The organism is Rhodosalinus sp. K401 (genome assembly GCF_041365735.1).
Lineage (GTDB): Bacteria > Pseudomonadota > Alphaproteobacteria > Rhodobacterales > Rhodobacteraceae > Rhodosalinus.
This window is the reverse complement of record NZ_JBGFSI010000001.1, coordinates 1-22,107: the sequence shown is the minus strand read 5'-3', so window position 1 is coordinate 22,107 and position 22,107 is coordinate 1. Positions and strand designations below refer to the sequence as shown.

21 protein-coding genes are annotated in these 22,107 nt (G+C 70.4%); 13 read left to right on the top strand and 8 right to left on the bottom strand.

The features are described from left to right. The first annotated feature begins 1 nt into the window (after position 1). The 3 genes from AB6A66_RS00105 to glnT are packed head-to-tail and all read left to right on the top strand — an operon-like array spanning position 2 to position 3,376. On the top strand, positions 2-679 hold the full coding sequence (locus AB6A66_RS00105) for a protein GlxC (protein WP_371054287.1): 678 nt from the start codon (positions 2-4) through the stop codon (positions 677-679). Next, positions 679-2,010, top strand: a complete 1,332-nt coding sequence (locus AB6A66_RS00100; RefSeq protein WP_371038586.1) for an FMN-binding glutamate synthase family protein — start codon at positions 679-681, stop codon at positions 2,008-2,010. The genes AB6A66_RS00105 and AB6A66_RS00100 overlap by 1 nt, the downstream gene beginning before the upstream one ends. Before the next feature lie 37 nt (positions 2,011-2,047). Continuing rightward, positions 2,048-3,376 (top strand): type III glutamate--ammonia ligase, encoded by a 1,329-nt coding sequence (gene glnT / locus AB6A66_RS00095; protein ID WP_371054286.1) that lies wholly within the window; start codon positions 2,048-2,050, stop codon positions 3,374-3,376. 9 nt (positions 3,377-3,385) lie between these two features. Here the strand turns inward: glnT and AB6A66_RS00090 are convergent, their stop codons facing one another. Then, complete coding sequence (locus tag AB6A66_RS00090; RefSeq protein WP_371054285.1) at positions 3,386-4,204, bottom strand: cyclopropane-fatty-acyl-phospholipid synthase family protein; 819 nt, start codon at positions 4,202-4,204, stop codon at positions 3,386-3,388. Between the two features lie 269 nt (positions 4,205-4,473). On the opposite strand from AB6A66_RS00090, the gene AB6A66_RS00085 reads away from it, so the two are divergent. The 5 genes from AB6A66_RS00085 (at position 4,474) to arsJ (ending at position 9,996) form a co-directional block, all read left to right on the top strand. Then, positions 4,474-5,793, top strand: coding sequence for a glycine cleavage T C-terminal barrel domain-containing protein (locus AB6A66_RS00085; RefSeq protein WP_371054284.1), 1,320 nt, complete (start codon positions 4,474-4,476; stop codon positions 5,791-5,793). 99 nt (positions 5,794-5,892) lie between these two features. Then, positions 5,893-6,714 (top strand): methylenetetrahydrofolate reductase, encoded by an 822-nt coding sequence (locus AB6A66_RS00080; RefSeq protein ID WP_371054283.1) that lies wholly within the window; start codon positions 5,893-5,895, stop codon positions 6,712-6,714. A gap of 176 nt (positions 6,715-6,890) precedes the next feature. Then, complete coding sequence (locus tag AB6A66_RS00075) at positions 6,891-7,736, top strand: helix-turn-helix domain-containing protein (RefSeq protein ID WP_371054282.1); 846 nt, start codon at positions 6,891-6,893, stop codon at positions 7,734-7,736. Then, positions 7,733-8,731 carry an ArsJ-associated glyceraldehyde-3-phosphate dehydrogenase gene (locus tag AB6A66_RS00070; protein ID WP_371054281.1) on the top strand — a complete coding sequence of 333 codons (999 nt, stop codon included), beginning with the start codon at positions 7,733-7,735 and terminating at the stop codon, positions 8,729-8,731. Before AB6A66_RS00075 ends, AB6A66_RS00070 begins: the two co-directional genes overlap by 4 nt. Beyond that, positions 8,728-9,996: an organoarsenical effux MFS transporter ArsJ gene (arsJ, locus tag AB6A66_RS00065; protein WP_371054280.1), complete on the top strand. Its 1,269-nt coding sequence runs from the start codon at positions 8,728-8,730 to the stop codon at positions 9,994-9,996. The genes AB6A66_RS00070 and arsJ overlap by 4 nt, the downstream gene beginning before the upstream one ends. A 57-nt stretch (positions 9,997-10,053) precedes the next feature. Here arsJ and AB6A66_RS00060 read toward each other — a convergent pair whose 3' ends face one another. The 5 genes from AB6A66_RS00060 to AB6A66_RS00040 form a co-directional block, all read right to left on the bottom strand. Further along, a complete protein-coding gene (locus tag AB6A66_RS00060; protein WP_371038578.1) occupies positions 10,054-10,635 on the bottom strand; it encodes a TIGR02281 family clan AA aspartic protease in 582 nt (193 codons plus the stop codon). 54 nt (positions 10,636-10,689) lie between these two features. Then, positions 10,690-11,307 carry a MarC family protein gene (locus AB6A66_RS00055; protein WP_371038577.1) on the bottom strand — a complete coding sequence of 206 codons (618 nt, stop codon included), beginning with the start codon at positions 11,305-11,307 and terminating at the stop codon, positions 10,690-10,692. A gap of 167 nt (positions 11,308-11,474) precedes the next feature. Beyond that, positions 11,475-13,079 (bottom strand): methyl-accepting chemotaxis protein, encoded by a 1,605-nt coding sequence (locus tag AB6A66_RS00050; RefSeq protein WP_371054279.1) that lies wholly within the window; start codon positions 13,077-13,079, stop codon positions 11,475-11,477. Beyond that, a complete protein-coding gene (locus AB6A66_RS00045; protein WP_371038575.1) occupies positions 13,076-13,375 on the bottom strand; it encodes a hypothetical protein in 300 nt (99 codons plus the stop codon). The genes AB6A66_RS00050 and AB6A66_RS00045 overlap by 4 nt, the downstream gene beginning before the upstream one ends. A gap of 64 nt (positions 13,376-13,439) precedes the next feature. After that, the gene (locus AB6A66_RS00040; RefSeq protein ID WP_371054278.1) at positions 13,440-15,299 is read right to left on the bottom strand and encodes an ABC-F family ATP-binding cassette domain-containing protein; all 1,860 of its coding nucleotides are present in this window, start codon (positions 15,297-15,299) and stop codon (positions 13,440-13,442) included. Between the two features lie 213 nt (positions 15,300-15,512). Between AB6A66_RS00040 and ndk the strand changes: the two genes are divergently transcribed. Beyond that, complete coding sequence (ndk, locus tag AB6A66_RS00035; RefSeq protein WP_371054277.1) at positions 15,513-15,935, top strand: nucleoside-diphosphate kinase; 423 nt, start codon at positions 15,513-15,515, stop codon at positions 15,933-15,935. A 230-nt stretch (positions 15,936-16,165) separates the two neighbouring features. On the opposite strand, the gene AB6A66_RS00030 is transcribed toward ndk, so the two are convergent. Further along, positions 16,166-17,344 (bottom strand): pyridoxal phosphate-dependent aminotransferase, encoded by a 1,179-nt coding sequence (locus tag AB6A66_RS00030; RefSeq protein ID WP_371054276.1) that lies wholly within the window; start codon positions 17,342-17,344, stop codon positions 16,166-16,168. A gap of 74 nt (positions 17,345-17,418) precedes the next feature. Further along, positions 17,419-17,781 (bottom strand): MmcQ/YjbR family DNA-binding protein, encoded by a 363-nt coding sequence (locus AB6A66_RS00025; RefSeq protein WP_371038571.1) that lies wholly within the window; start codon positions 17,779-17,781, stop codon positions 17,419-17,421. Positions 17,782-17,977: 196 nt separating this feature from the next. On the opposite strand from AB6A66_RS00025, the gene cysS reads away from it, so the two are divergent. The 4 genes from cysS to AB6A66_RS00005 form a co-directional block, all read left to right on the top strand. Then, positions 17,978-19,438 carry a cysteine--tRNA ligase gene (gene cysS, locus AB6A66_RS00020; RefSeq protein WP_371054275.1) on the top strand — a complete coding sequence of 487 codons (1,461 nt, stop codon included), beginning with the start codon at positions 17,978-17,980 and terminating at the stop codon, positions 19,436-19,438. A gap of 298 nt (positions 19,439-19,736) precedes the next feature. Then, positions 19,737-21,350, top strand: a complete 1,614-nt coding sequence (gene cimA, locus AB6A66_RS00015; protein ID WP_371054274.1) for a citramalate synthase — start codon at positions 19,737-19,739, stop codon at positions 21,348-21,350. Positions 21,351-21,366: 16 nt separating this feature from the next. Beyond that, entirely contained in the window at positions 21,367-21,537 is a 171-nt protein-coding gene (locus tag AB6A66_RS00010) for a hypothetical protein (protein WP_371054273.1), read from the top strand. Further along, positions 21,534-22,107: squalene/phytoene synthase family protein (locus AB6A66_RS00005; RefSeq protein ID WP_371054272.1), on the top strand; the 574-nt coding region annotated here is incomplete at its 3' end. The genes AB6A66_RS00010 and AB6A66_RS00005, both read left to right, overlap by 4 nt.

The window sequence follows — 22,107 nt, the reverse complement described above, 5'->3', positions numbered from 1 at the left end:
CATGCAGACGATCGACCTTGCCGCCGAGGACCTCCGGACGCTGAACGCCACGCTTCAGGGCGCGGGCGGGAACGCGACCGAGTGGGAGGTGCTGAACCCCCGCGGCGCCCATGCCCTGGCGGTCGGTCTCGACACGCCGATCCAGGTCACGGTGCGCGGCTCCACCGGTTACTATTGTGCCGGCATGAACAAGCGGGCAACCGTGCGCGTCGCGGGATCGGCCGGGCCGGGCGTGGCCGAGAACATGGTCTCGGGCACCGTCATCGTGGAGGGCGACGCCAGCCAGTATGCCGGCGCCACGGGGCGCGGCGGCCTGCTGGTCGTGAAAGGCAACGCGAGTTCGCGCTGCGGCATCTCGATGAAGGGCATCGACATCGTCGTGGGCGGGGGCGTGGGCCACATGTCCGCCTTCATGGCTCAGGCCGGAACGCTCGTCGTGTGCGGCGACGCGGGCGAGGCGCTGGGAGACTCGCTTTACGAGGCGCGCCTCTTCGTGCGCGGACGGGTGAAGAGCCTCGGCGCGGATTGCGTCGAGAAGGAGATGCGCCCCGAGCACCTGGAGCTGGTTGCCGGTCTGCTCGAGCGGGCGGAGATCGACGCGCGGCCCGAGGCGTTCCGCCGCTACGGCTCGGCCCGCACGCTCTACCATTTCGACATCGACAACGCCGGGGCCTACTGATGAGCGACACTCCCCAGACGCCGCCGCGCTTCTCCGCGACCTTCCCGCCCGAGGTGAACGCCGAGATCCGCCGCGCCGCGGCCACCGGCATCTACGACATCCGGGGCGGCGGGGCGAAGCGGCGGGTGCCGCATTTCGACGATCTGCTTTTCCTGGGCGCGTCGGTGTCGCGCTACCCGCTGGAGGGCTACCGCGAAAGCTGCGGGACGGACGTGGTGCTGGGCGGACGCCACGCGACGAAGCCGCTCAACCTCCAGATCCCGATCACCATCGCGGGGATGAGCTTCGGCGCGCTCTCGGGTGCGGCGAAGCAGGCGCTCGGCCGGGGCGCGAGCATGGCGGGCACCTCGACCACCACGGGCGACGGCGGCATGACCGACGAGGAACGCGAGCACTCGACGCTTCTGGTCTACCAGCTCCTGCCCTCGCGCTACGGCATGAACCCCGACGACCTGCGCCGCGCCGACGCCATCGAGGTCGTGGTGGGGCAGGGCGCCAAGCCCGGCGGCGGGGGGATGCTGCTCGGCCAGAAGATCTCGGACCGGGTGGCCGGGATGCGCACGCTGCCAAAGGGGATCGACCAGCGCTCCGCCTGCCGCCACCCGGACTGGACCGGGCCCGACGACCTGGAGATCAAGATCCTGGAGCTGCGCGAGATCACCGGCTGGGAAAAGCCGATCTACGTGAAGGTGGGCGCGACGCGACCCTACTACGACACCGCGCTCGCCGTGAAGGCCGGCGCCGACGTGGTGGTGATCGACGGGATGCAGGGCGGCACCGCCGCCACGCAGGACGTGTTCATCGAGCATGTGGGCATCCCGACCCTCGCGGCGATCCGCCCCGCCGTGCAGGCGCTTCAGGATCTCGGCGTCCACCGCGAGGTGCAGCTGGTCATCTCGGGCGGGATCCGCAGCGGCGCCGACGTCGCCAAGGCCATGGCGCTCGGGGCCGACGCGGTGTCCATCGGCACGGCGGCGATGATCGCCATCGGCGACAACGACCCGAAATGGGAGGCAGAGTACCGGAAGCTGGGTACCACCGCGGGCGCCTATGACGACTGGCACGAAGGGCGCGACCCCGCGGGCATCACCACGCAGGATCCCGAGCTTGCCGCGCGCCTCGACCCCGAGGACGCGGGCCGCCGGCTGCGGAACTACCTCAAGGTGATGACCCTCGAGGCGCAGACCATCGCGCGCGCCTGCGGGCACAACCACCTCCACAACCTAGAGCCCGAGGACCTGTGCGCGCTGACGATGGAGGCCGCGGCGATGGCGCGCGTGCCCCTTGCCGGGACGGACTGGTGGCCGGGTAAGCCCGGAGGCGGCCTCTAGCCCCGCCGGGGGGCGACATCGGAACAGGGAGACGGCGATGACACAGGATCTGGCGGAGTTCGCCCGCGAAAAGGGGATCAGGTATTTCATGATCTCCTTCACCGATCTCTTCGGCGGCCAGCGCGCCAAGCTGGTCCCGGCGCAGGCGATCGGCGACATGCAGAAGGACGGCGCGGGTTTCGCGGGCTTCGCCACCTGGCTCGACATGACCCCGGCCTTTCCCGACATGCTGGCCGTGCCCGACCCCGCGAGCGTCGTCCAGCTTCCGTGGAAGCCCGAGGTCGCCTGGGTCGCGGCCAATTGCATGATGGAGGGAGAGGAGGTCGCGCAAGCCCCGCGCAACGTGCTGCGCCGCCAGATCGCGGCCGCCGCGGAGGCCGGGCTGCACGTCAAGTCGGGAATCGAGGCGGAGTATTTCCTGCTCACGCCCGCTGGCGACGCCATAAGCGATCCCTACGACACCGCCGAGAAGCCCTGCTACGACCAGCAGGCCGTGATGCGCCGCTACGACGTGGTGCGCGAGATCTGCGACCACATGCTCGATCTCGGATGGGGCCCCTACCAGACCGACCACGAGGACGCGAACGGGCAGTTCGAGATGAACTGGGCCTTCGACGACGCCCTCGTCACCGCCGACCGGCACAGCTTCTTCAAGTTCATGGTGAAGTCGGTGGCCGAGGCGCACGGGCTGCGCGCCACCTTCATGCCCAAGCCCATCGAGGGGCTGACGGGAAATGGCTGTCACGTCCACGTCTCGGCCTGGGACGCGCCGGGCGCCGATGCCGGGCGCAACGTCTTCGACGGCGCTGGGGCGGGCCCCGCGGGGGAACTCGGCCTTTCGGCGGAGGGCGCGCATTTCCTCGGCGGGATCATGCGCCACGCCCCCGCGATGGCGGCGATCACCAACCCGGTCGTGAACAGCTACAAGCGGATCAACGCGCCCGTCACCCATTCCGGCGCCACCTGGGCGCCCAACACCGTCACCTGGTCGGGCAACAACCGCACCCACATGGTGCGCGTGCCCGGGCCGGGGCGGTTCGAGCTGCGCCTCGCGGACGGCGCGGCCAACCCCTACCTGCTGCAGGCGGCGATCATCGCGGCGGGGCTGTCGGGGCTGAAGCACGAGGCCGATCCGGGCCCGCGCCTCGACATCGACATGTACGCGGACGGCCACACCGTCACCGAGGCACCGCGACTGCCGCTCAACCTGCTCGACGCGCTGCGCGCCTTCGAGGCGGACGGGGCGTTCTCCGGGGCCATGGGGGAGGCGTTCACGGCCGCCTACCTGAAGCTCAAGAACCGGGAGTGGCACTCCTTCGTCTCGCATTTCTCCCGCTGGGAAAAGGAAAACGCGCTAGACATCTGAGCGCCGCCTTCAGCCGGGCTTGCTTGCGACGAGGCAGGCCCAGGTGATATGCCCGCCGACCAGCGCCTTCCGCCAGCGCGCGACGCTCTGCGCGATGGCGTCCCGCGCGTCGGGGTCGAGGCCGGGCACCGGATCCGACAGCGCCTCGGCCAGCTTGTCGTAATGGGTGCGGATGTCCCGGGGGCGCTCCTCCGACGCCGCGATCTCGAACCCCGCCGCCTCCGCCATGGCGCGGTAGTCCGCGGGCGTCGCGCCGGCCCGGGCGCCCAGCCTCGCGAAGGCCTCGTTGACCAGCGCCTCGTCCGCGCCCGGGGCGGTCAGGATGTCCGAGAGCGCGAAGACGCCGCCGGGACGCAGCACACGGTGGACCTCGGCCATCACGCGCGGCCGGTCCGTGGAATGGATGAGCGACTCCTGGCAGATCGCCGCGTCCCATGCGCCGTCGGGCTCGCCGATCTCGTGGAAATCGCCGAGCCGGACATCGATGCGGTCGTCGAGCCCGGCCTCGGCGTTGCGGCGCCGCGCCTCGGTCACGGCGCGCCCGGAGATGTCGATGCCCGCCGCGGGGCACCCCATGCGCGCCAGAAGGCGCAGCGTCCCGCCATAGCCGCAGGCGATGTCGAGAACCCGGTCGCCGGCCACGATCCCGGCGAGGGAGAGAAGATGGCGCGTCATCGCGACGGAGGCGTCGGCCACGCTTTCGGCCCCGGTGTCGTAACGCCCGATATGGATGTCGTCCCCGCCCCAGCAGAGCCGGTAGAAGGCCGCGACGTCTGCGTCGTCGTAATAGGCGGCCGCCTCTGCCGCGTCGGTCTTCCCGCCGTCCATCCGTGCCCCCGTGTCTGACACCTCCCCAAGACATGCCACGGCCCGACGTGCCGGTCCATGCCGTCGCGGCGCGCAGCTTGGCGCGGTCGGTAGCGCACCCCCGACGAGGTCGGCCGGAGCTTTAGAAGGCTGAGGTGTTTGCGAAACACCGGCGGGCTGTCGTTGCGCGACGCCCTCGGCTTTGGCAGGCTCGGAACGGCAGGAAAAGCCGGAGGTTGCGCGCGGGAGGAGCGCGCCGTCTCGAGACGCGACCGCAGGGAGGGGATCGCATGACGGAAGAGGGCCGCTCCCATCCGAACGTGCCGGGCGTGGACCAGTCCGACCGGCTGGTTCCCGTGAACCTGCGGCAGTCCGGCGCCCCGCCCGTGCAGATGCTCATCTCCACCCGTGTGCGGAAATCGCCCTTCTGGCATCTCTCGGTCGAGGCGGGGTGTTGGCGCGCCACCGTCTACAACCGGATGTATCACCCGCGCGGCTATGTCCGGCCCGAAGAGGGCGGCGCCATGGCCGAATACGAGGCGCTGGTGAACCGCGTCACGCTCTGGAACGTCGCGGTCGAGCGCCAGATCCGCGTGCGCGGACCCGACGCCGAGGCGTTCGTCAACCGCGTCATCACGCGCGATGCCACGAAGATCCAGCCCATGCGGGGCAAGTACGTGATCGTCTGCAACGAGAAGGGCGGCATCCTCAACGACCCGGTCCTTCTGCGTCTTGGCCGCGACGAGTTCTGGTTCTCGGCCTCCGACAGCGACCTCCTTTTGTGGTTGCAGGGCGTGAACGTGGGGCTTGGCCACGACGTGGAGATCGCCGAGCTCGACGTCGCGCCGCTTCAGGTCCAGGGGCCGACCTCGGAGGCGTTCATGGCCGATCTCTTCGGGGAAGAGATCCGTCGCCTGCCCTATTACGGCCTTTTCGAAACGACGCTTGCCGGCTGCCCGGTGGTGGTCAGCCAGACCGGCTTTTCCGGCGAGAAGGGCTACGAGATCTTCGTGCGCGACGCGACCCTCGCCGCGGAACCGGTCTGGTACGCGCTGCGCGCGCATGGCGCGCTCTACGGGCTGCGGGTGATCGCGCCGGCCCATCATCGCAGGATCGCGGCCGGTATCCTGTCCTGGGGCCAGGACATGGATACCGAGACCTCCCCCTTCCAGGTGAACCTCGCCTACCAGGTGCCGCGCAAGAAGGCCGCCGACTATATCGGGCGCGCCGCGCTGGAGGCTCAGCGCGCCGAGATCGACGCGGGCCGCTTCTCGTTCAAGCTGAAGCTCGTCGGGCTGACGATGGGCGGGCGTCCGGTGACCGACTACGCCCCCGATTTCTGGCTCATCGCCACGCCGGACGGAGAGCGGGTGGGCTACGTGACCTCGCCGTGGTGGTCGCCCGAACTTCAGGTCAACATCGCGCTCGGCTACGTGCCGCCGGCACTCTCGGCGCCGGACACGGCACTGAAGGTAGAGCTGCCAGACATCTACGCGGACGCCACGGGCCGACCCGTGGACGCCCGGGTGACGGAGGTGCCGTTCCGGCCCTCGTCGCATCCCGGCGCGCGGGAGCAGGCGCAGGCGGCCGGCCGCGACTGGGCCGGCTGAGGGCGCGGAGACCGGATCGTCGTGCCCCATCGCCAGCTTGTTCCACAGCCAGCCGATGCGCTCTTGCGGCGGCTCGTCATCTCCGGCGGGGCGGTGCCCATGGGGTTCGAACTGTTTCCGCCACGGTCGGAGCGCCGCCATGCGAAGTTCCGCGAGACCGTCGAGCGCCTCGCCCCGGCCGCCAGCGAAGGGTTCTCCGTCACGATGGGCGCGGGCGGCACCACGCGCGCGGGTACCCACGACAGCGCGGTGGAGGTAGCGCGCCTGACCGGGCGACCCGTCATGGCGCACCTGACGGCGCTGGGCCTGTCGCGGCGGGCGGCGCTCGAGACGGCGGAGGGTCTCTGGCAGGCCGGGATCCACGACATCCTTGCGCTGCGGGGGGATCAGCCCCGCGCGATGGAGGGTCCGCTGCCGCCGGGCTTCGCGCATGCCTCGGACCTCGTCGCGGCGCTTGCAGAGCGGCACCCGTTCCGGATCGCCGTCGCCGCCTATCCCGAAAAGCACCCCGAGGCCGGCACGCTCGACCAGGATATCGACCACCTGAAGCTGAAGCTCGATGCCGGGGCGCACATGGCCTATTGCCAATTCGTGCTGGACCCGGCGGCTTACGGGCGGTTTCTCGAGGCATGTGCGCGCCATGGCATCGACGCGCCGATCGTGCCCGGCCTCATGCCGCTCGAGGGGTGGGCGCGTGTGCGGAGCTTCGCCAAGGCCAACGGCACGACGGTGCCCGACTGGCTGGAACGGCTCTTCCGGGAGAGCGAGGACAAGCCCGAGATGCAGCCCTATCTCGCGGCGGCGGCCACGGTCGAGCAGGCCCGACGCCTCATCGCCTACGGCGCCCCGTCCATCCATGTCTACACGATGAACCGCTGGCCGCTTCCCCTGGCACTGTCGCGTCTTCTGGGGCGGTGCTGAGCCCGCGCGCATCGCCGCCACGCTTGCCGGGCTGAGCGGGGCCGGCACGCGGCCGTGGCGCAGCGCGGCCTGACGCTGCCTGACGCAACCGCAGCCGGCGGAAACCCGGGACGATCCTTTGCCCCCAAGCGGGAAAAAGAACTTGCGAAAGCTCATAATTCATATATTCACGAAATATGGAAATTACTGCCTCCGACCGCCTTTCGACACTCGGCCACCCGCAGCGGCTGGCCCTCTTCCGGCTGCTCATGCGCCGTTACCCGGACCGCGTGCCGGCCGGTGAGCTGGCCTGTGCGCTGGATCTCAAGCCCTCCACCTTGTCGTCCTACCTGGCCGCGCTGATGCAGGCCGGCCTCGTCACGCAGGAGCGTGCGGGCACGTCGCTTCGCTACACGGTCGACATGACGGAGGTGCGGGGCACCCTCGACTACCTGCTGCGCGACTGCTGCCTCGGGCGGCCGGAACTTTGCCCGCCTCTGACCGATCCCTCCACGACAGGAAAACTTCCCATGCCCGAAAACCTTTACAAGGTGCTCTTCATCTGCACCGGCAACTCGGCGCGGTCGATCTTCGCCGAGTCCATTCTTCGCAAGGAGGCCGGCGACCGCTTCGAAGCCTATTCGGCCGGCACGAAACCCTATTCCGAACTCAACCCCTTCGCGCTGGAGGTGCTGGCGCAGAAGGGGCACGACATCTCCGTCCTGCGCGCGAAAAACCTGTCGGAATTCCAGGGCGACGACGCGCCCAAGTTCGATTTCGTCTTCACGGTCTGCAACCAGGCGGCCAACGAGGAATGCCCCGCCTGGCAGGGGCAGCCGATCAGCGCCCACTGGGGCATGCCCGACCCGGTGCAGGTGGAGGGAACCGACGCCGAGAAGAGCCTCGCCTTCCAGCAGGCCTACGGGGCGCTGCGCAATCGCATCCGCGCCTTTGCCGCGCTGCCTCTGGCCTCGCTCGACCGGATTTCGCTCCAGAAGGCGGTGGACGAGATCGGCCATGCGAGCAACGGGGCGCCGGCATGACGGTCTACGCGGTGAACGGCCTGGGGCGGATCGGCAAGCTCGCCCTCAAGCCGCTGCTCGAGCGCGGGGCGACGCTCGCCTGGATCAACGACGCGATCGGCGATCCGGCGATGCACGCCCATCTGCTCGAGTTCGACACGGTGCATAGCCGCTGGGACGCATCCTTCGCACATGACGAGGCCTCCGTCACCATCGACGGCACGCGCCTGCCTTTTGTCGGCGCGCGGGATCTTTCCGACCTGCCGCTCGAGGGCGTGGACGTGGTCATCGACTGCACCGGCGTCTTCAAGACCGAGGCAGCGCTCGCGCCCTATTTCGAGGCGGGCGTGAAGAAGGTGGTCGTTTCCGCGCCGGTCAAGGACGGACCCACCGCCAACATCGTCTACGGCGTCAATCACGACATCTACGATCCCGTGGCCCACCGGATCGTCACCGCCGCGTCCTGCACCACGAACTGTCTCGCGCCGGTGGTGAAGGTGCTGCACGACAGCCTCGGCATCCGCCACGGCTCCATCACCACGATCCACAACGTGACCAACACCCAGACCATCGTGGATCGCCCGGCGAAGGATCTGCGCCGGGCGCGCTCGGCGCTCAATTCGATGATCCCGACGACGACCGGCAGCGCGACGGCGATCACCCTCATCTACCCCGAGCTCGCGGGCCGGCTCGATGGCCATGCCGTGCGCGTGCCGCTTCTGAACGCCTCCATCACCGACTGCGTCTTCGAGGTGGAGCGCGCGACCGATGTCGATGAGGTGAACGCGCTCTTCGCGGCCGCGGCCGAGGGGCCGCTTTCGGGTATCCTCGGCTACGAGGAACGCCCGCTCGTCTCGACCGACTACACCAACGATACCCGGTCGGGTATCGTGGACGCGCCCTCGACCATGGTGGTGAACGGCACGCAGGTGAAGGTCTACGCGTGGTACGACAACGAAATGGGCTACGCGCACCGGCTGGTGGACGTGGCGCTGATGGTGGGCGCGTCGCTGTGAGCGCGCGGCCCGACGGTCTTTCCGCCTACGTCGCCGTGACGGCAGCCTACTGGGCGTTCATGCTGACCGACGGCGCGCTCAGGATGCTGGTGCTGCTGCATTTCCACACGCTGGGCTTCACGCCGGTGCAGCTTGCCTATCTCTTCGTGCTCTACGAGATCGCCGGGATGATCACGAACCTCGCGGCCGGGTGGATCGCGGCGCGGTTCGGGCTGACCTCGACGCTCTATGCCGGGCTCGCGATCCAGGTCGTGGCCCTGGTCGCGCTGGCGCGGCTCGACCCGGACTGGGCGATCGGGCTTTCGGTGGCCTATGTCATGCTCGTCCAGGGGGCGAGCGGCGTGGCCAAGGATCTCGCCAAGATGTCGTCGAAGTCGGCGGTGAAGATCCTGGCGCCGGCCGGGCAGGGCGGCCTCTTTCGGTGGGTGGCGCTGCTGACGGGGTCGAAGAACGCGGTGAAGGGCCTGGGCTTCCTGCTGGGCGCCGCGCTGCTGGCCACGCTCGGCTTCGCGTGGGCCGTCCTCGCCATGGCGGCGGTGCTGGCGGCGATCCTCGTCGCCGTGCTGATCGTCATGCCGCCGGGCCTTCCGAAAGGGCGCAAGGGGGCGAAATTTTCCGAGGTGTTCTCGAAATCGGCCAACGTGAACTGGCTGTCGGCGGCCCGGGTGTTCCTTTTCGGCGCGCGCGACGTCTGGTTCGTCGTCGGCATCCCGATCTATTTCTACGCGGTCCTCTCGGACGGCACGGAGGCGGGCAACCGCGCGGCCTTCTTCCTCGTCGGGAGCTTCATGGCGCTCTGGATCATCCTTTACGGGGCGGTCCAGGCCGCGGCACCGCGCCTCCTGCGCGCCGCCGCGCGCCCGGAGGCCGAGCTGGTGCACGCGGCGCGGGGCTGGGCCTGGGGCCTGTTTCTCGTGCCCGCCGCGCTTGCCGTCGCCGCGCTCCTGTCGCCCGGGCCGCAAGCCTGGCTGACCGCAACGCTGGTCGCGGGGCTTCTGGTCTTCGGCGCGATCTTCGCGGTGAACTCGTCGCTGCACTCCTACCTGATCCTCGCCTTCACGCGGGCCGAGCGGGTCACGATGGATGTGGGCTTCTATTACATGGCGAATGCGGCGGGCCGGCTTCTCGGGACGGTTCTGTCGGGGCTCACCTACCAGCTCGGGGGGCTGGCGCTCATGCTCGGGACAGCGGCGGTCATGCTCGCGGCCTCGGCGCTGGCCGCCGGGCGTCTGCGCGCGGACCGGTCTGCGGAGGCGCCGGCCTGAAGGGTGGGGCGATCGCGGATCGAGGCCCGCGCCCGACGCGGGGACGGCGCCCGGGCCTCACCGGGTCAGCACAAGCTCGCCATCCGAGATCCGGATCGTGCCGAAGCGTTGCAGGTAGCTCATCCCCAGGAGCGACTCGCGCATCTCGCCCGCGTTGACCCAGGCGTTGAAGCCCTCGTCGCGGATCGGACCCGTGCCGATGCTGTCGAGCCTCACGGGCGCGGTGGCCACCTCGCCATTCGCGGTCATGGCCCGGCCGAGAAAGGCAAGGGACTCCGTGTCGATGCCCGCCCGCGCGGCGTCGGCCCGCGTGAGGACGACCTGGCTCGCGCCCGTGTCCACCACGAAGCGCACGGGGACGCCGTTCACGTCGAGGGTGAGGTAATAGTGCCCGTCGGGTGCGCGCGGCACCGTGATCCGGCCCTGATCGGCCAGCACGTTCTGGCGCGGCGCCACCGTCTGGCGGATGTCGCCCCAGAGCCCCACCGCCGCGATCGCGCCGAGAAAGATCAGCCCCCAGACCGCGGCGTATTGCGCCATCTGTCCCAGGCGCGTCCGGTTGCGCAGCAGAAGCCAGAACGCGATCGCCCCACCCAGAAGGGCGAGGTAGGTCAGTTGGGCGATCTGGTCTCCGGTCATCGGTGGCGGCCCTCTGGCGGTTGAATGGGGATGTAGGCACACCGGCCCCGGATGTCAGGACCCCGAAAGCCCGAAGGCGCGGAATCCGTCCAGCACGAACTGCACGGACAGCGCGGCGAGCAGCATCCCCAGAAGCCGGGTGACCACGTTGACGCCCACCCGCCCGAGCGCCCGTTCGATGAGGCCGCTCGCGAGAAAAAGGATGAACGCGATCGCGACCACCGTCGCCATCACCCCCGTGACCCAGGCCAGCCCCAGAAGGCCGGGGTTCTCCTCGGTCAGCAGGATCATCGAGGCGATGGCGCCCGGTCCGGCCAGCAGCGGGATCGCCAGCGGGAACACCGACGGGTCGGGACGATCTTCGCTGGCCTGGTCCTGGCGCCGCTGGGCGCGCCGCTCGAACAGCATGTCGAGCGCGGTGAGGAAAAGCAGGATCCCGCCGGCAATGCGGAAGGCGGGCATCGAGATCCCGATGAAGCCCAGAACCGCCTCGCCGAACGCTCCGAAAAGCGCGAGGATCGCGATGGCGATCACGCAGGCGCGCAGCGCAATGGCGCGTCGTTCGGCAAGCGTCATTCCGGGTGTCAGCGCGACGAAGACGGGGGTGAGGCCCACCGGATCGATGACGACGAACAAGGTCGTGAAGGCGACGACGAGAAAGGCGGGCTCCATGCGCGCAGTCTTTCCCCGAAGACGCAGATGCGCAAGACCCGCGGCCTCGCGGGTGGGGCCGTTCTTCCGCCGCGTCCCGGGAGCGTTTCACGGTCATCGCCGCGCCATCGACCTGTCCTGCGCCGGGTCGCTTTCGGGCCGCGGATCCTGGTCCGGGCCGGGACGCGTCAGCCTGCGATGCGGTGTGTCCGGTCCTCGCATGCCGCTGTCGGCGCCATGGCGCTCCTTGCCGGCCCGGCTTCCGTGGCAGGACCGTCGGCGCCGCGGAAACGGGCCACCACCTCGGACAGGCTTTCGGCGCGTTCCTGCAGGACAAGGCTTGCCGCCGAGGTTTCCTCGAACATCGCCACGTTCCTTTGCGACATCTGGTCGAGTTCGTGCATCGCGCCGTTGATCTCGTCGACCGCGCTCGACTGCTCGGTCGCGGAGAGGGAGATCGCACTGACGTGCTCCGACAGGGTCGCGACCTCCTCTCCGATACGCGTCAGCGCCTCGGCGGCGGTGCCGGCGATCTGCACGCCCTTGTCGATCCTGGCGTCGGACTCCGAGATGAGCGTGCCGATCCGCTCGGCGGCGTCCGCCGAGCGTTGCGCCAGCGCGCGCACCTCGTCCGCGACGATGGAAAAGCCCCGACCCGCGTCGCCCGCCCGGCTCGCCTCGACATTGGCGTTGAGCGCGAGCAGGTTGGTCTGGAAGGCGATCTCGTTGATGACGCCCGTGATCTGGCCGATCTCGCGGGACGCCTCCTGGATGTCGCGCATGGTCTGCTCGGCGCTCTGGACGACGGACTTCGACTCCTCGGCGCGCTTGTGCGCGGAGGCGGCGCGGCTTTCGGCATTGGCGGCCGCGGCGGCCTGCTCGCGGATCCGTGCGGCGATCCTGTCTGCCGCACCGACGATTTCGGCAAGCGTCGCGGCCTGCTTCTCGCTGCGTTGCGAAAGCGTCGTCGAGGCTCCGGCGATGCTCTGGGTTTCGGAACGCACGGCCTCCGCGCTGGCGTGAACCGACGCGATGGCCTGCGAAAGTTCCGTGCAGGCGCCGTTGAAGTCGTGGCGCAGATCCTCGTAACGGCCCGCGAAGACGTCGTCGATCCGCGCGCCCAGATCGCCGTCCGCGAGCGCATGAAGGGCCCGTTGCAAGGCGGCGACGACCGCCGTGCGCTCCTCCTCGAGGCGGGATTGCTCCGCCGCCCGCCGGGCGGCCTCCGCCCGGGCGCGGGCATCGGCGTCGGCCCGCTCGGCCTCCAGGCGGTTGCGGCTGCGGATCGCCCACCAGAGCGCGCCGGCCTCGATCGTCACGACGAGGCCGTGGAAGAGCGTGCGCGACAGATCGTTGGCGAGGCCGAGCGAGGGGTAGATCAGCGCGGGCAGCGCCAGGGTGAGCATCAGGTGATGTGCGGCGATCGCGGCGGCGGCGGCCAGCACTGCCACCTCGTCGGACATGACGAGCGTCGCCGCGAGAAGGGCGAAGAAGATCATGTGACTGTCGAGCTGCCAGGCATGTCCCGCGAGCGCCGCGGTAATCGCGATGGCCTGACCGACGAGGCCCAGCGCCGCGGCGATCCGGCCCATGCGTCCGGCCGCGCTTGCGCCCAGGGCGCCCAAGCCCGCGAAGAGCGCCGCGGCCAGAAGCGGCGGCCAGACGGGATTGCCGGCGACCGCCGCCGCCAGCGCGGAGAACGGAACAAGCGCGAAGCAAAGCCGCACGATCAGTCGCAGCCCCGCGTTGCGGGCGACCTCCAGCCCGGTTTCGGTGTCGGTGGCGGCGGTCATGCCCGGCCTCCGCAGATGGCGGCGAAAAGGCCCGCATCGGCCACCGCCCAGGCGCCCTGCGCGCGGAGCGCGGGCGCGAAACCCGGCCCGGGGAACTGGGCGAGGCGCGCGAAGGGTGGCGAAACCGGCGCGACCGGCCAGCCGCCGGCCTCCCGGATCATCGTGTCGATCCCGGCCCAGGGCGGGGCCACCACCAGAACCGGGGCGCCCGGCCGCGGCGGCGCGCCGTTGAGCGCAAGCACCGGCCCCGAGACGAGCATGGCGAGACAGAGCATGGCGAGAGCGAGTTGCGGCATCGGGGCGCCTCCCTTCCGGATGCCGAATCGCTATCATGCGAGAGCTTTTGAAACGTTTAACGCCTCAGCTGCCGCCGGCGGTCTCCAGACGCTCGACCGCCCGGACCCAGAGCGCCTCGGCGCGGTCCAGCCCTTCCATGACCTCGGCGTACTTGCGCTGCCAGACCGTCGCCTCATCGGTGCGTTCGGGCGCGTAAAGCTTCGGATCGGCGAGCTTTTCCGCCAGCCGGTCGCGCATCTCGGTGAGCTTTTCGAGGCGCGCCTCGCATTTGCGGACCTCCTGGCGCAGCTCGGCCATCCGCTCGCGCGAGGGCCGGCGCGGCCGTTCGGGCGCGGCGGGCCGGGGCGCGTCGCGCGGCGCCCTGGACTCTTCCAGCAGGAAGCGGCGGTAGGCGTCGAGATCCTCGTCGTAAGGCGCCACCGTCCCGCCCGACACCAGCCAGAGCCGGTCGGCCACGAGATTGAGCAGATGCATGTCGTGAGAGACGAGGATCACCGCGCCGCTATAGGCGTTGAGCGCCTCGACGAGCGCCTCGCGGCTTTCCATGTCGAGGTGGTTGGTCGGCTCGTCGAGGATCAGCAGATGCGGCGCGTCGAGCGTCGCCAGCAGGAGCGCCAGCCGCGCCTTCTGCCCGCCGGACAGGCGCGCGGTGACCGTATCGACCTGCTCGGCATGAAGCCCGAATCCCGCAAGCCGCGCGCGAAGCTTCGCAGGGGGCACGTTCGGCCGGGCGCGGGCGAGATGCTCGAGTGGTGTCTCGCCTTCGCGCAGCTCATCGAGCTGGTGCTGCGCGAAATAGCCCACGCGCAGCTTCGCGGCGGTCGTCTTGCGCCCTTCCATCAGCGGCAGCCGGTCGGCGAGCAGCTTGGCGAGCGTGGATTTGCCCTGTCCGTTCCGCCCGAGGAGCGCGATGCGGTCGTCCTGGTCGATCCGCAGGTCGAGCCGCCGCAGCACCGGCGTGCCGTCGTACCCCGCCGCGCCGCCCTCGATGCGGATGATGGGCGGCGAAAGCGCCTCGGGCTCGGGGAAGGTGAAGACCTGCCTGGCCGCCTCCTCTGGGGCCGCGATCGGGTCCATCCGCTCGATCATCTTGATGCGCGCCTGCGCCTGGCGCGCCTTGTTCGCCTGGTAGCGGAACCGGTCGACGAAGCTTTGCATGTGGGCGCGCCGCGCCTCCTGCTTCTTCGCCTCGGCCGCCTGCACGGCGCGGCGTTCGGCGCGGGCGCGTGCGAAACGGTCGTAATTCCCCGTCCAGAGCGTGAGCTTGCGGTCCGAAAGCTCGAGGATCGCGCCCACGGCGCGGTTCAGCAGGTCCCGGTCGTGGCTGATGACGATGACCGTGTGCGGGTAGCGTGCGAGGTAGCTCTCGAGCCAGAGCGCGCCTTCGAGGTCGAGGTAGTTGGTGGGCTCGTCGAGCAGCAGGAGGTCGGGCTGCGCGAAAAGCACGCCAGCGAGCGCCACGCGCATCCGCCACCCGCCCGAGAAGGCCGAGCACGGCATCGCCTGTTCCGCCTCGGTGAAGCCGAGCCCCTTCAGGATCGCTGCCGCGCGCCCCTCGGCCGACCAGGCGTCGATGTCCGCAAGGCGCGTCTGGACCTCGGCGATCCGGTCGGGATCCTCGGTCGTTTCGGCCTCGGCCAGGAGCCCCGCGCGCTCGGCGTCGGCGGCGAGCACGGTGTCGAGGAGCGATACCTCGCTCGCCGGCGCCTCCTGCGCGACGCCGCCGATGCGCGCGCGGGACGGCAGCTCGATCCGTCCGCCCTCCAGCGCCAGCTCGCCGCGGATCAGGCGAAAGAGCGTGGACTTGCCCGTGCCGTTCCGCCCCACGAGCCCCACCTTGTGCCCGGCGGGAATCGTGGCGGAGGCCTCCTGGAACAGCGGGGTGCCTTCCATGGAGAAGGAGATGTTCTCGATACGCAGCATGTGCGCTCTCTAGCAGCGGCGCGGGCCGGCATCCAGCGGGGCTTTGGCCCATCGCGACGACATGCCCCCCGGGGGCCGGCGCGCGCGCGCCGACCGCCGGGCGGCCGAGGCGTTTCCCGGGTTTTCAAGGGCGGGTCTGCATGCTAGGCGCACGCCCGACATGACCGGGCGGGCATGGGGCGCGCCCATCATTTCTTGCGAGGACAGACCGATATGGCCACCGAACGCACGCTGTCGATCATCAAGCCCGACGCCACCCGCCGGAACCTCACCGGCAAGATCAACGCCAAGTTCGAAGAGGCGGGACTGCGCATCGTCGCGCAGAAGCGCATCCGCATGACGATCGAGCAGGCGCAGACCTTCTACGCCGTCCACAAGGAGCGCCCCTTCTTCGGCGAACTCAGCGAGTTCATGGCATCCGCACCGGTCGTCGTGCAGGTGCTCGAGGGCGAGGGCGCGATCGCGAAGAACCGCGAAGTGATGGGCGCGACGAACCCCGCCGATGCCGCGCCGGGCACCATCCGTGCGGAGTTCGCGGAATCGGTCGGCGAGAACTCGGTGCACGGCTCCGATGCGCCCGAGACCGCTGCGCAGGAGATCGCGTTCTTCTTCTCCGAGCTCGAGATCGTCGGCTGATCGCAGTCGTTCAGTGACCGTAGATGGCCGCCGCCGCATCCGCGCCGGCGGCCTTTTCGTGCCCGGAGGGCGCGTGGTCGCCACGCACCGCGCCAACCCGGGGCGGCCGTGCGCACCGCACACCCGACCGGCGTAGGGTGCGTGCTCGCCACGCACCACACCGGCCCCCCGACCGCGTGCTCGTCACGCACCGCGCCCGCGCGCTTCTTTCATGGGCGAAGGCCCGGGCCTCAGACTGCCTCGGCGGCGCGTTCGGCGGCGAAGGCGCAGATCGTCTCCAGCGCTTCGGTGAAGGCGTCATCGGGCACCGTCATCGCCACCCTGACATGGCCCGCCGCGGCGCGCCCGAAGCTTTCCCCGGGCATCACGGCGATGCGGTGCGCGTCGAGCAGCCCATCCGCGAAGGCGATGCCCGAAAGCCCGGTGCGGCGGATGTCGAGCATCACATACATCGCCCCCTCGGCGGGCACGAGGCCCACTGCCTGCTGGCGCGCGAGGATGTCCCGCGCCAGCGCGCGGCGGCGGCGGAAGGGGGCCGCCACCGCCTCCTCGAGATCGGGACGCGACAGGGCGAAGATGCCCGCGTCCTGGATGTAGCCCGGCACGCCGTAGGTGGTCACGGTGGCGATGTCTATGAGCCGGGCAACCGCCTCTTCCGGCCCGACGATCCAGCCCAGCCGCGAGCCCGTCATGGCGTGGCTCTTCGACATGGACCCCACGACGAGCGTGCGCGCGGCCATGCCGGGCAGGGCGCGCGGAGAGACGTGCGCTCCCTCCCAGACCTGGGTGTCGTAAACCTCGTCCGAGACGACCCAGAGATCATGCGCCTCCGCCACGCGGGCGAGGCCCTCGAGCGTCTCGCGGCGATAGACGGCGCCCGTCGGGTTGTTGGGGGTGTTGACGAGGATCGACCGCGCGCCCGTGGCCATCTCCGCCACCGCCTCCGCCTGCGGCTGGAAGCCGTCCTCAGCCCGGGTCTCCACGCGCACCGCCTCGGCGCCCGCCGCGCGGATCGTGCCGGGATAGGTCGCGTAGTAGGGCTCGAGGTAGAGCGCCCGGTCGCCCGGGTCGCAAAGCGCCATGTGCGCGGCGAAGAGGCCGGCCTGACCGCCCGGCGTGATCAGCACGTTCTCCCGGCCCGTCGTCACGCCCGTGCGCGCGACCACCCGCGCGGCGACGGCGTCCCGAAGTGCGTCGACGCCCGGCACCATGGCGTAGCCCGTGTGCCCGGCCGCCGCCGCTGCATGCATCGCCGCGAGAATCTCGGGGTGGGTGGGTACATCGTGCTCGCCCACGGTGAGTTCGGTCACCGGCTGTCCCGCCGCCTTGAGGGCGCGCGCGCGATAGAAGAGCTCCCAGCCGTCCGAGCCGCCTTCGTTGAGCGTCCTGATCCGTCTCGAGAGTTCCATGCAAGTCCCCTTTCGCCACGCGCGGCGGAAAGGACCGCTGGCGGCCGGCGATGTCAACCGCCGCGGGCGGCGCGTCAGTCCGCGGCGGCGATCCGGGCGCGTTCGGTGTCGGGAAGCTCTTGCAGCGCCCGGTCATGGCTGTCGCGGATCCGGCGCTTCAGCACGTCCTCGGAGGTGGAAGATATCTCCACCGCGATCCAGCCGTCATGGGGCAGGAACGGGGCCATGCCGGTATAGGCGGCCCTCAGGCGTTCGGCGGCGCTTTCGGCCCCGTCGGCCCTGAGCGACAGGGCCTCGCCGCCATCGGCGAGAAGCGCGAAGGCCCTGGAGCCCACCATCCAGCAGATGAGGCCGGCGCCGAACGGGTTGTCCCGGCGCGCGCCCGGCAAGCCGTCGCAGTAGGCGATGATCTCCTCGCGCATCATGGACTGAGTCATGCCCGAGCGGGGCCTGTCGCGCAACGCTCTTGGCAGGACCGGCGCGTGTTGTTACAGGAACTTCATGACCACCGTCGCCACCTGCATTCGCATCTGCACCATCCGCTGAGCCTGAGCGGCGGGACGGTCTTCACTTTCCATTTCCGGACGAGATCGCTAAGCCCGCCGCGGCAGACCCGCCAGAGGGACGCGCGCCATGACCGAGATCCGCCTGACCAACACGCGAACGCGCCGCAAGGAGGCGTTCGCGCCGCTCGATCCCGGCAACGTGCGGATGTATGTCTGCGGCCCCACGGTCTACGACCGCGCCCATCTGGGCAACGCGCGGCCCGTCATCGTCTTCGACGTGCTCTACCGGCTGCTGCGCCATGTCTACGGCTCCGAGCACGTGACCTACGTGCGCAACATCACCGATGTCGAGGACAAGATCATCGCCCGCGCGCAGGAGCGCGGCATCGGGATCGACGACCTGACCCGGCAGACCACCGAGTGGTTCCACGAGGACATGGCCGCGCTTGGCGTTGACTATTCCGACGACCCGCGGTTCCGCGAGCCCCACGCGACCGATTTCATCCCCCAGATGATCGCCATGATCGAGGCGCTCATCGCCCGCGGCCACGCCTACGAGGCCGAGGGACATGTCCTGTTCGCGGTGGGCAGCTACGCGAATTACGGACGCCTCTCGGGCCGCTCGGTCGAGGACATGATCGCGGGCGCGCGGGTGGAGGTGGCGCCCTACAAGCGCGACCCGATGGATTTCGTCCTCTGGAAGCCGTCGACGCCGGAAGAGCCGGGCTGGGAGAGCCCCTGGGGCCGCGGGCGACCGGGCTGGCACATCGAGTGCTCGGCGATGAGCCACGCGCTTCTCGGCGCGTCCTTCGACATCCACGGCGGCGGCAACGACCTCATGTTCCCCCACCACGAGAACGAGATCGCGCAGAGCTGCTGCGCCCATCCCGAGGGCAGCTTCGCGCGCTACTGGCTGCACAACGAGATGCTGCAGGTGGAGGGCAAGAAGATGTCGAAATCCCTCGGCAACTTCTTCACGGTGCGCGACCTGCTGGAGGGCGACTGGAGCGGCGGCTGGAAGGTGCCGGGCGAGGTGATCCGCCTCGTCTTCCTCCAGACCCATTACCGCAAGCCCATGGACTGGACCGAGGAGAAGGCGCGGGAGGCGAAGCGGCTCATCTTCGACTGGCACAAGCAGACCATGGATCTCGAACCGACACCGCAGGCTTCGTTCCGCCCGAGCGACACCATGCTCGACGCGCTTGCGGATGATCTGAACACGCATGAAGCCCTCAATGTTCTCAAGAGGCTCAGAAACGAGCCGCAGCGGCTCTTGGACAATGCGCGGTTTCTCGGTTTCCTGTCGGACGAGGCACGAGAACGGTTTCGGCAGGAATGGCTCGCGATGAGTAGCGGAACCGGCTCCGGCCCGAGCCTTGCAGAGCTCGGCCGCAAGCTGGATGAGCTGCGGAAAATGGCCATGCAGACCAAGGACTTCTCCGAAGTGGATCGGCTGAAGGCCGCGCTCGTCGCGGCCGGGGTGGAGGTCCGGATGAGCAAGGCGGGGGTGGAGCTATTGCCCGCCGCAGGTTTCGATCCGTCGAAGCTGGAGCCTTTGGAAGAAGAATGGCCGGACGAATGGGAGTGACCAAGGAAGCTGCCATGTGCCCCGCCCGGGCCAGCGGCCCGGGCGGCGCCCGCACCGCCCCCCCGGGGCGGGCGTTCCACCCGCCCCGCGGTGCGGGCGCCGCCCTTGCGGTGGCGCGGTATTGCGTGCCGCAGGGCTCGGGAGATAGCCCTACCGCGCGCTCCCTGTCGTCACACCCGCCCGGGCCAACGGCCCGGGCAGCGCCCGGCCGCCCCCCCGGGCGGGCGCTTCGGCGCCCACCCGCGGCCGGGCGCTGCCCTTCCGGCCGTGTGCGGCCCGCCGTCTCGGGGGCGCGTCCATGACCCGCGAGCGCCTCTCCATCTACGACACGACGCTCCGCGATGGGCAGCAGACGCAGGGCGTGCAGTTCTCCGTCGAGGAGAAGCGCAAGATCGCCGCGGCGCTCGACGCGCTCGGGGTCGACTACATCGAGGGCGGATGGCCGGGCGCGAACCCCACCGACAGCGCCTTCTTCGACGCCGCCCCCGAGACCCGCGCCCGCATGACCGCCTTCGGCATGACGAAGCGCGCGGGCCGCTCGGCGGAAAACGACGAGGTGCTCGCCGCCGTCCTCAACGCCGGCACGCCGGCCGTCTGCCTCGTCGGCAAGACCCACGACTACCACGTCGAGCGCGCGCTCGGGATCAGCCGCGAGGAGAACCTCGAGAACATCGCCCGCTCCGTCGCCCATGTCGTGGGCCAGGGGCGGGAGGCCATCTTCGACGCCGAGCATTTCTTCGACGGCCACGCCTCGGACCCGGGCTACGCGCTTGCCTGTCTCGAGGCCGCGCTCGCGGCGGGGGCGCGCTGGATCGTGCTTTGCGACACCAATGGCGGCGCGCTGCCGGGGCGCATCGGGCGCGTGGTGGGCGAGGTGATCGCCCGCGGCATCCCCGGCGACAGGCTGGGCATCCATACCCACGACGACACCGAGACGGCGGTGGCGGGGAGCCTCGCCGCGCTCGAGGCCGGCGCGCGGCAGGTGCAGGGCACGCTGAACGGCCTCGGAGAGCGCTGCGGCAACGCGAACCTCACCGCGCTCATCCCGACGCTGAAGCTCAAGCAGCCCTGGGCGAGCGCCTTCGAGACCGGCGTCAGCGACGCCGCGCTTGCGGGCCTCACCCGGACGAGCCGGATGCTCGACGAGATCCTGAACCGCGTGCCGCAGAAGCAGGCGGCCTATGTCGGCGCCTCGGCCTTCGCCCACAAGGCGGGCCTTCATGCAAGCGCGATCCTGAAGGATCCGTCCACCTACGAGCATGTCGATCCGGTCCGCGTCGGCAACGCCCGCGTCGTGCCGATGTCGAACCAGGCGGGCCAGTCGAACCTGCGCCGGCGCCTCGCCGAGGCGGGGCTCGAGGTGGCGCCGGACGACCCGGCGCTCGGGCGCATCCTCGAGGAGGTGAAGGCGCGCGAGAACGAGGGCTATTCCTACGACACGGCGCAGGCGAGCTTCGAGATCCTCGCCCGGCGGCTTCTCGGGCGGTTACCCGATTATTTCGAGGTGAAGCGCTACCGCGTCACGGTGGAGCGGCGGAAGAACAAGTACGACCGGATGGTGAGCCTCTCCGAGGCGGTGGTCGTCGTGAAGGTGGACGGGGAGAAGAAGCTCTCGGTGAGCGAATCGATGGACGATGCGGGCTCCGACCGCGGCCCCGTCAATGCGCTCGCCCGGGCGCTCGCCAAGGATCTCGGCCCATACCAGTCCGTCATCGACGACATGCGCCTGGTGGATTTCAAGGTGCGGATCACCCAGGGCGGCACGGAGGCCGTGACGCGCGTCATCATCGACAGCGAGGACGAGCAGGGGCGGCGCTGGTCGACCGTGGGGGTGAGCGCCAACATCGTGGACGCGAGCTTCGAGGCGCTGCTGGACGCGATCACCTGGAAGCTCGTGCGCGACGCGGGCTGAGGCGGAGGGCCGGGCGATGACGACCGACGACGCAGGCCACGCGGGCATGATGCGCTACCGCATCTGCCTGGTTCGCGAGGCACCGGACATGGCCGGGGACCTGCGCCGACCGCGGGGGAGGATGGCCGCCTCGCGGACCGCGCCCGCCAATATCGGCCGCACGCCGACCCCGGCGAGGCCGGCTTGACCCTGGAGGCCTGCGCAGAGCTACTTCGCCGGGGCGATCCGGACAGGTTCCGCGCCGCCATGGCCGCGCCGCCCTCCGCGCGCGGGGTACTCTTTCCGGTCTTCGCCTTCAACGTGGAGGTGGCGCGCGCGCCTTGGGTGGTCTCCGAGCCGATGCTGGGCGAGATTCGCCTGCAATGGTGGCGCGACGCGCTGGAGGAGATCGCGGAAGGCGCGGCCCCCCGGCGCCACGAGGTGGTGACGCCGCTCGCCGGGGTCATGGACGCAGAGGGCGCGCGGCTTCTCGACGGCGTGGCCGCGGCGCGGCGGGCCGACCTGGAGCGCGCGCCCTTCGCAGACGAGGCGGCGCTTCTGGCCTACATCGACGCCACGGCGGGCAACCTGCTCTGGGCGGCGGCACGCGCGCTCGGCCCGGCCGAGGAGGCGGTGGTGCGTGACGCCGGGCTTGCCGCGGGGCTTGCCGCCTATCTTCGCGCGGTGCCCGAGCTCGAGGCGCGGGGCCGCGCGCCCCTGCCGGACGGGCGGCCGGAGGCGGTCGCCCGGCTCGCCGCCGAGGGCCGGCGCCGCCTTG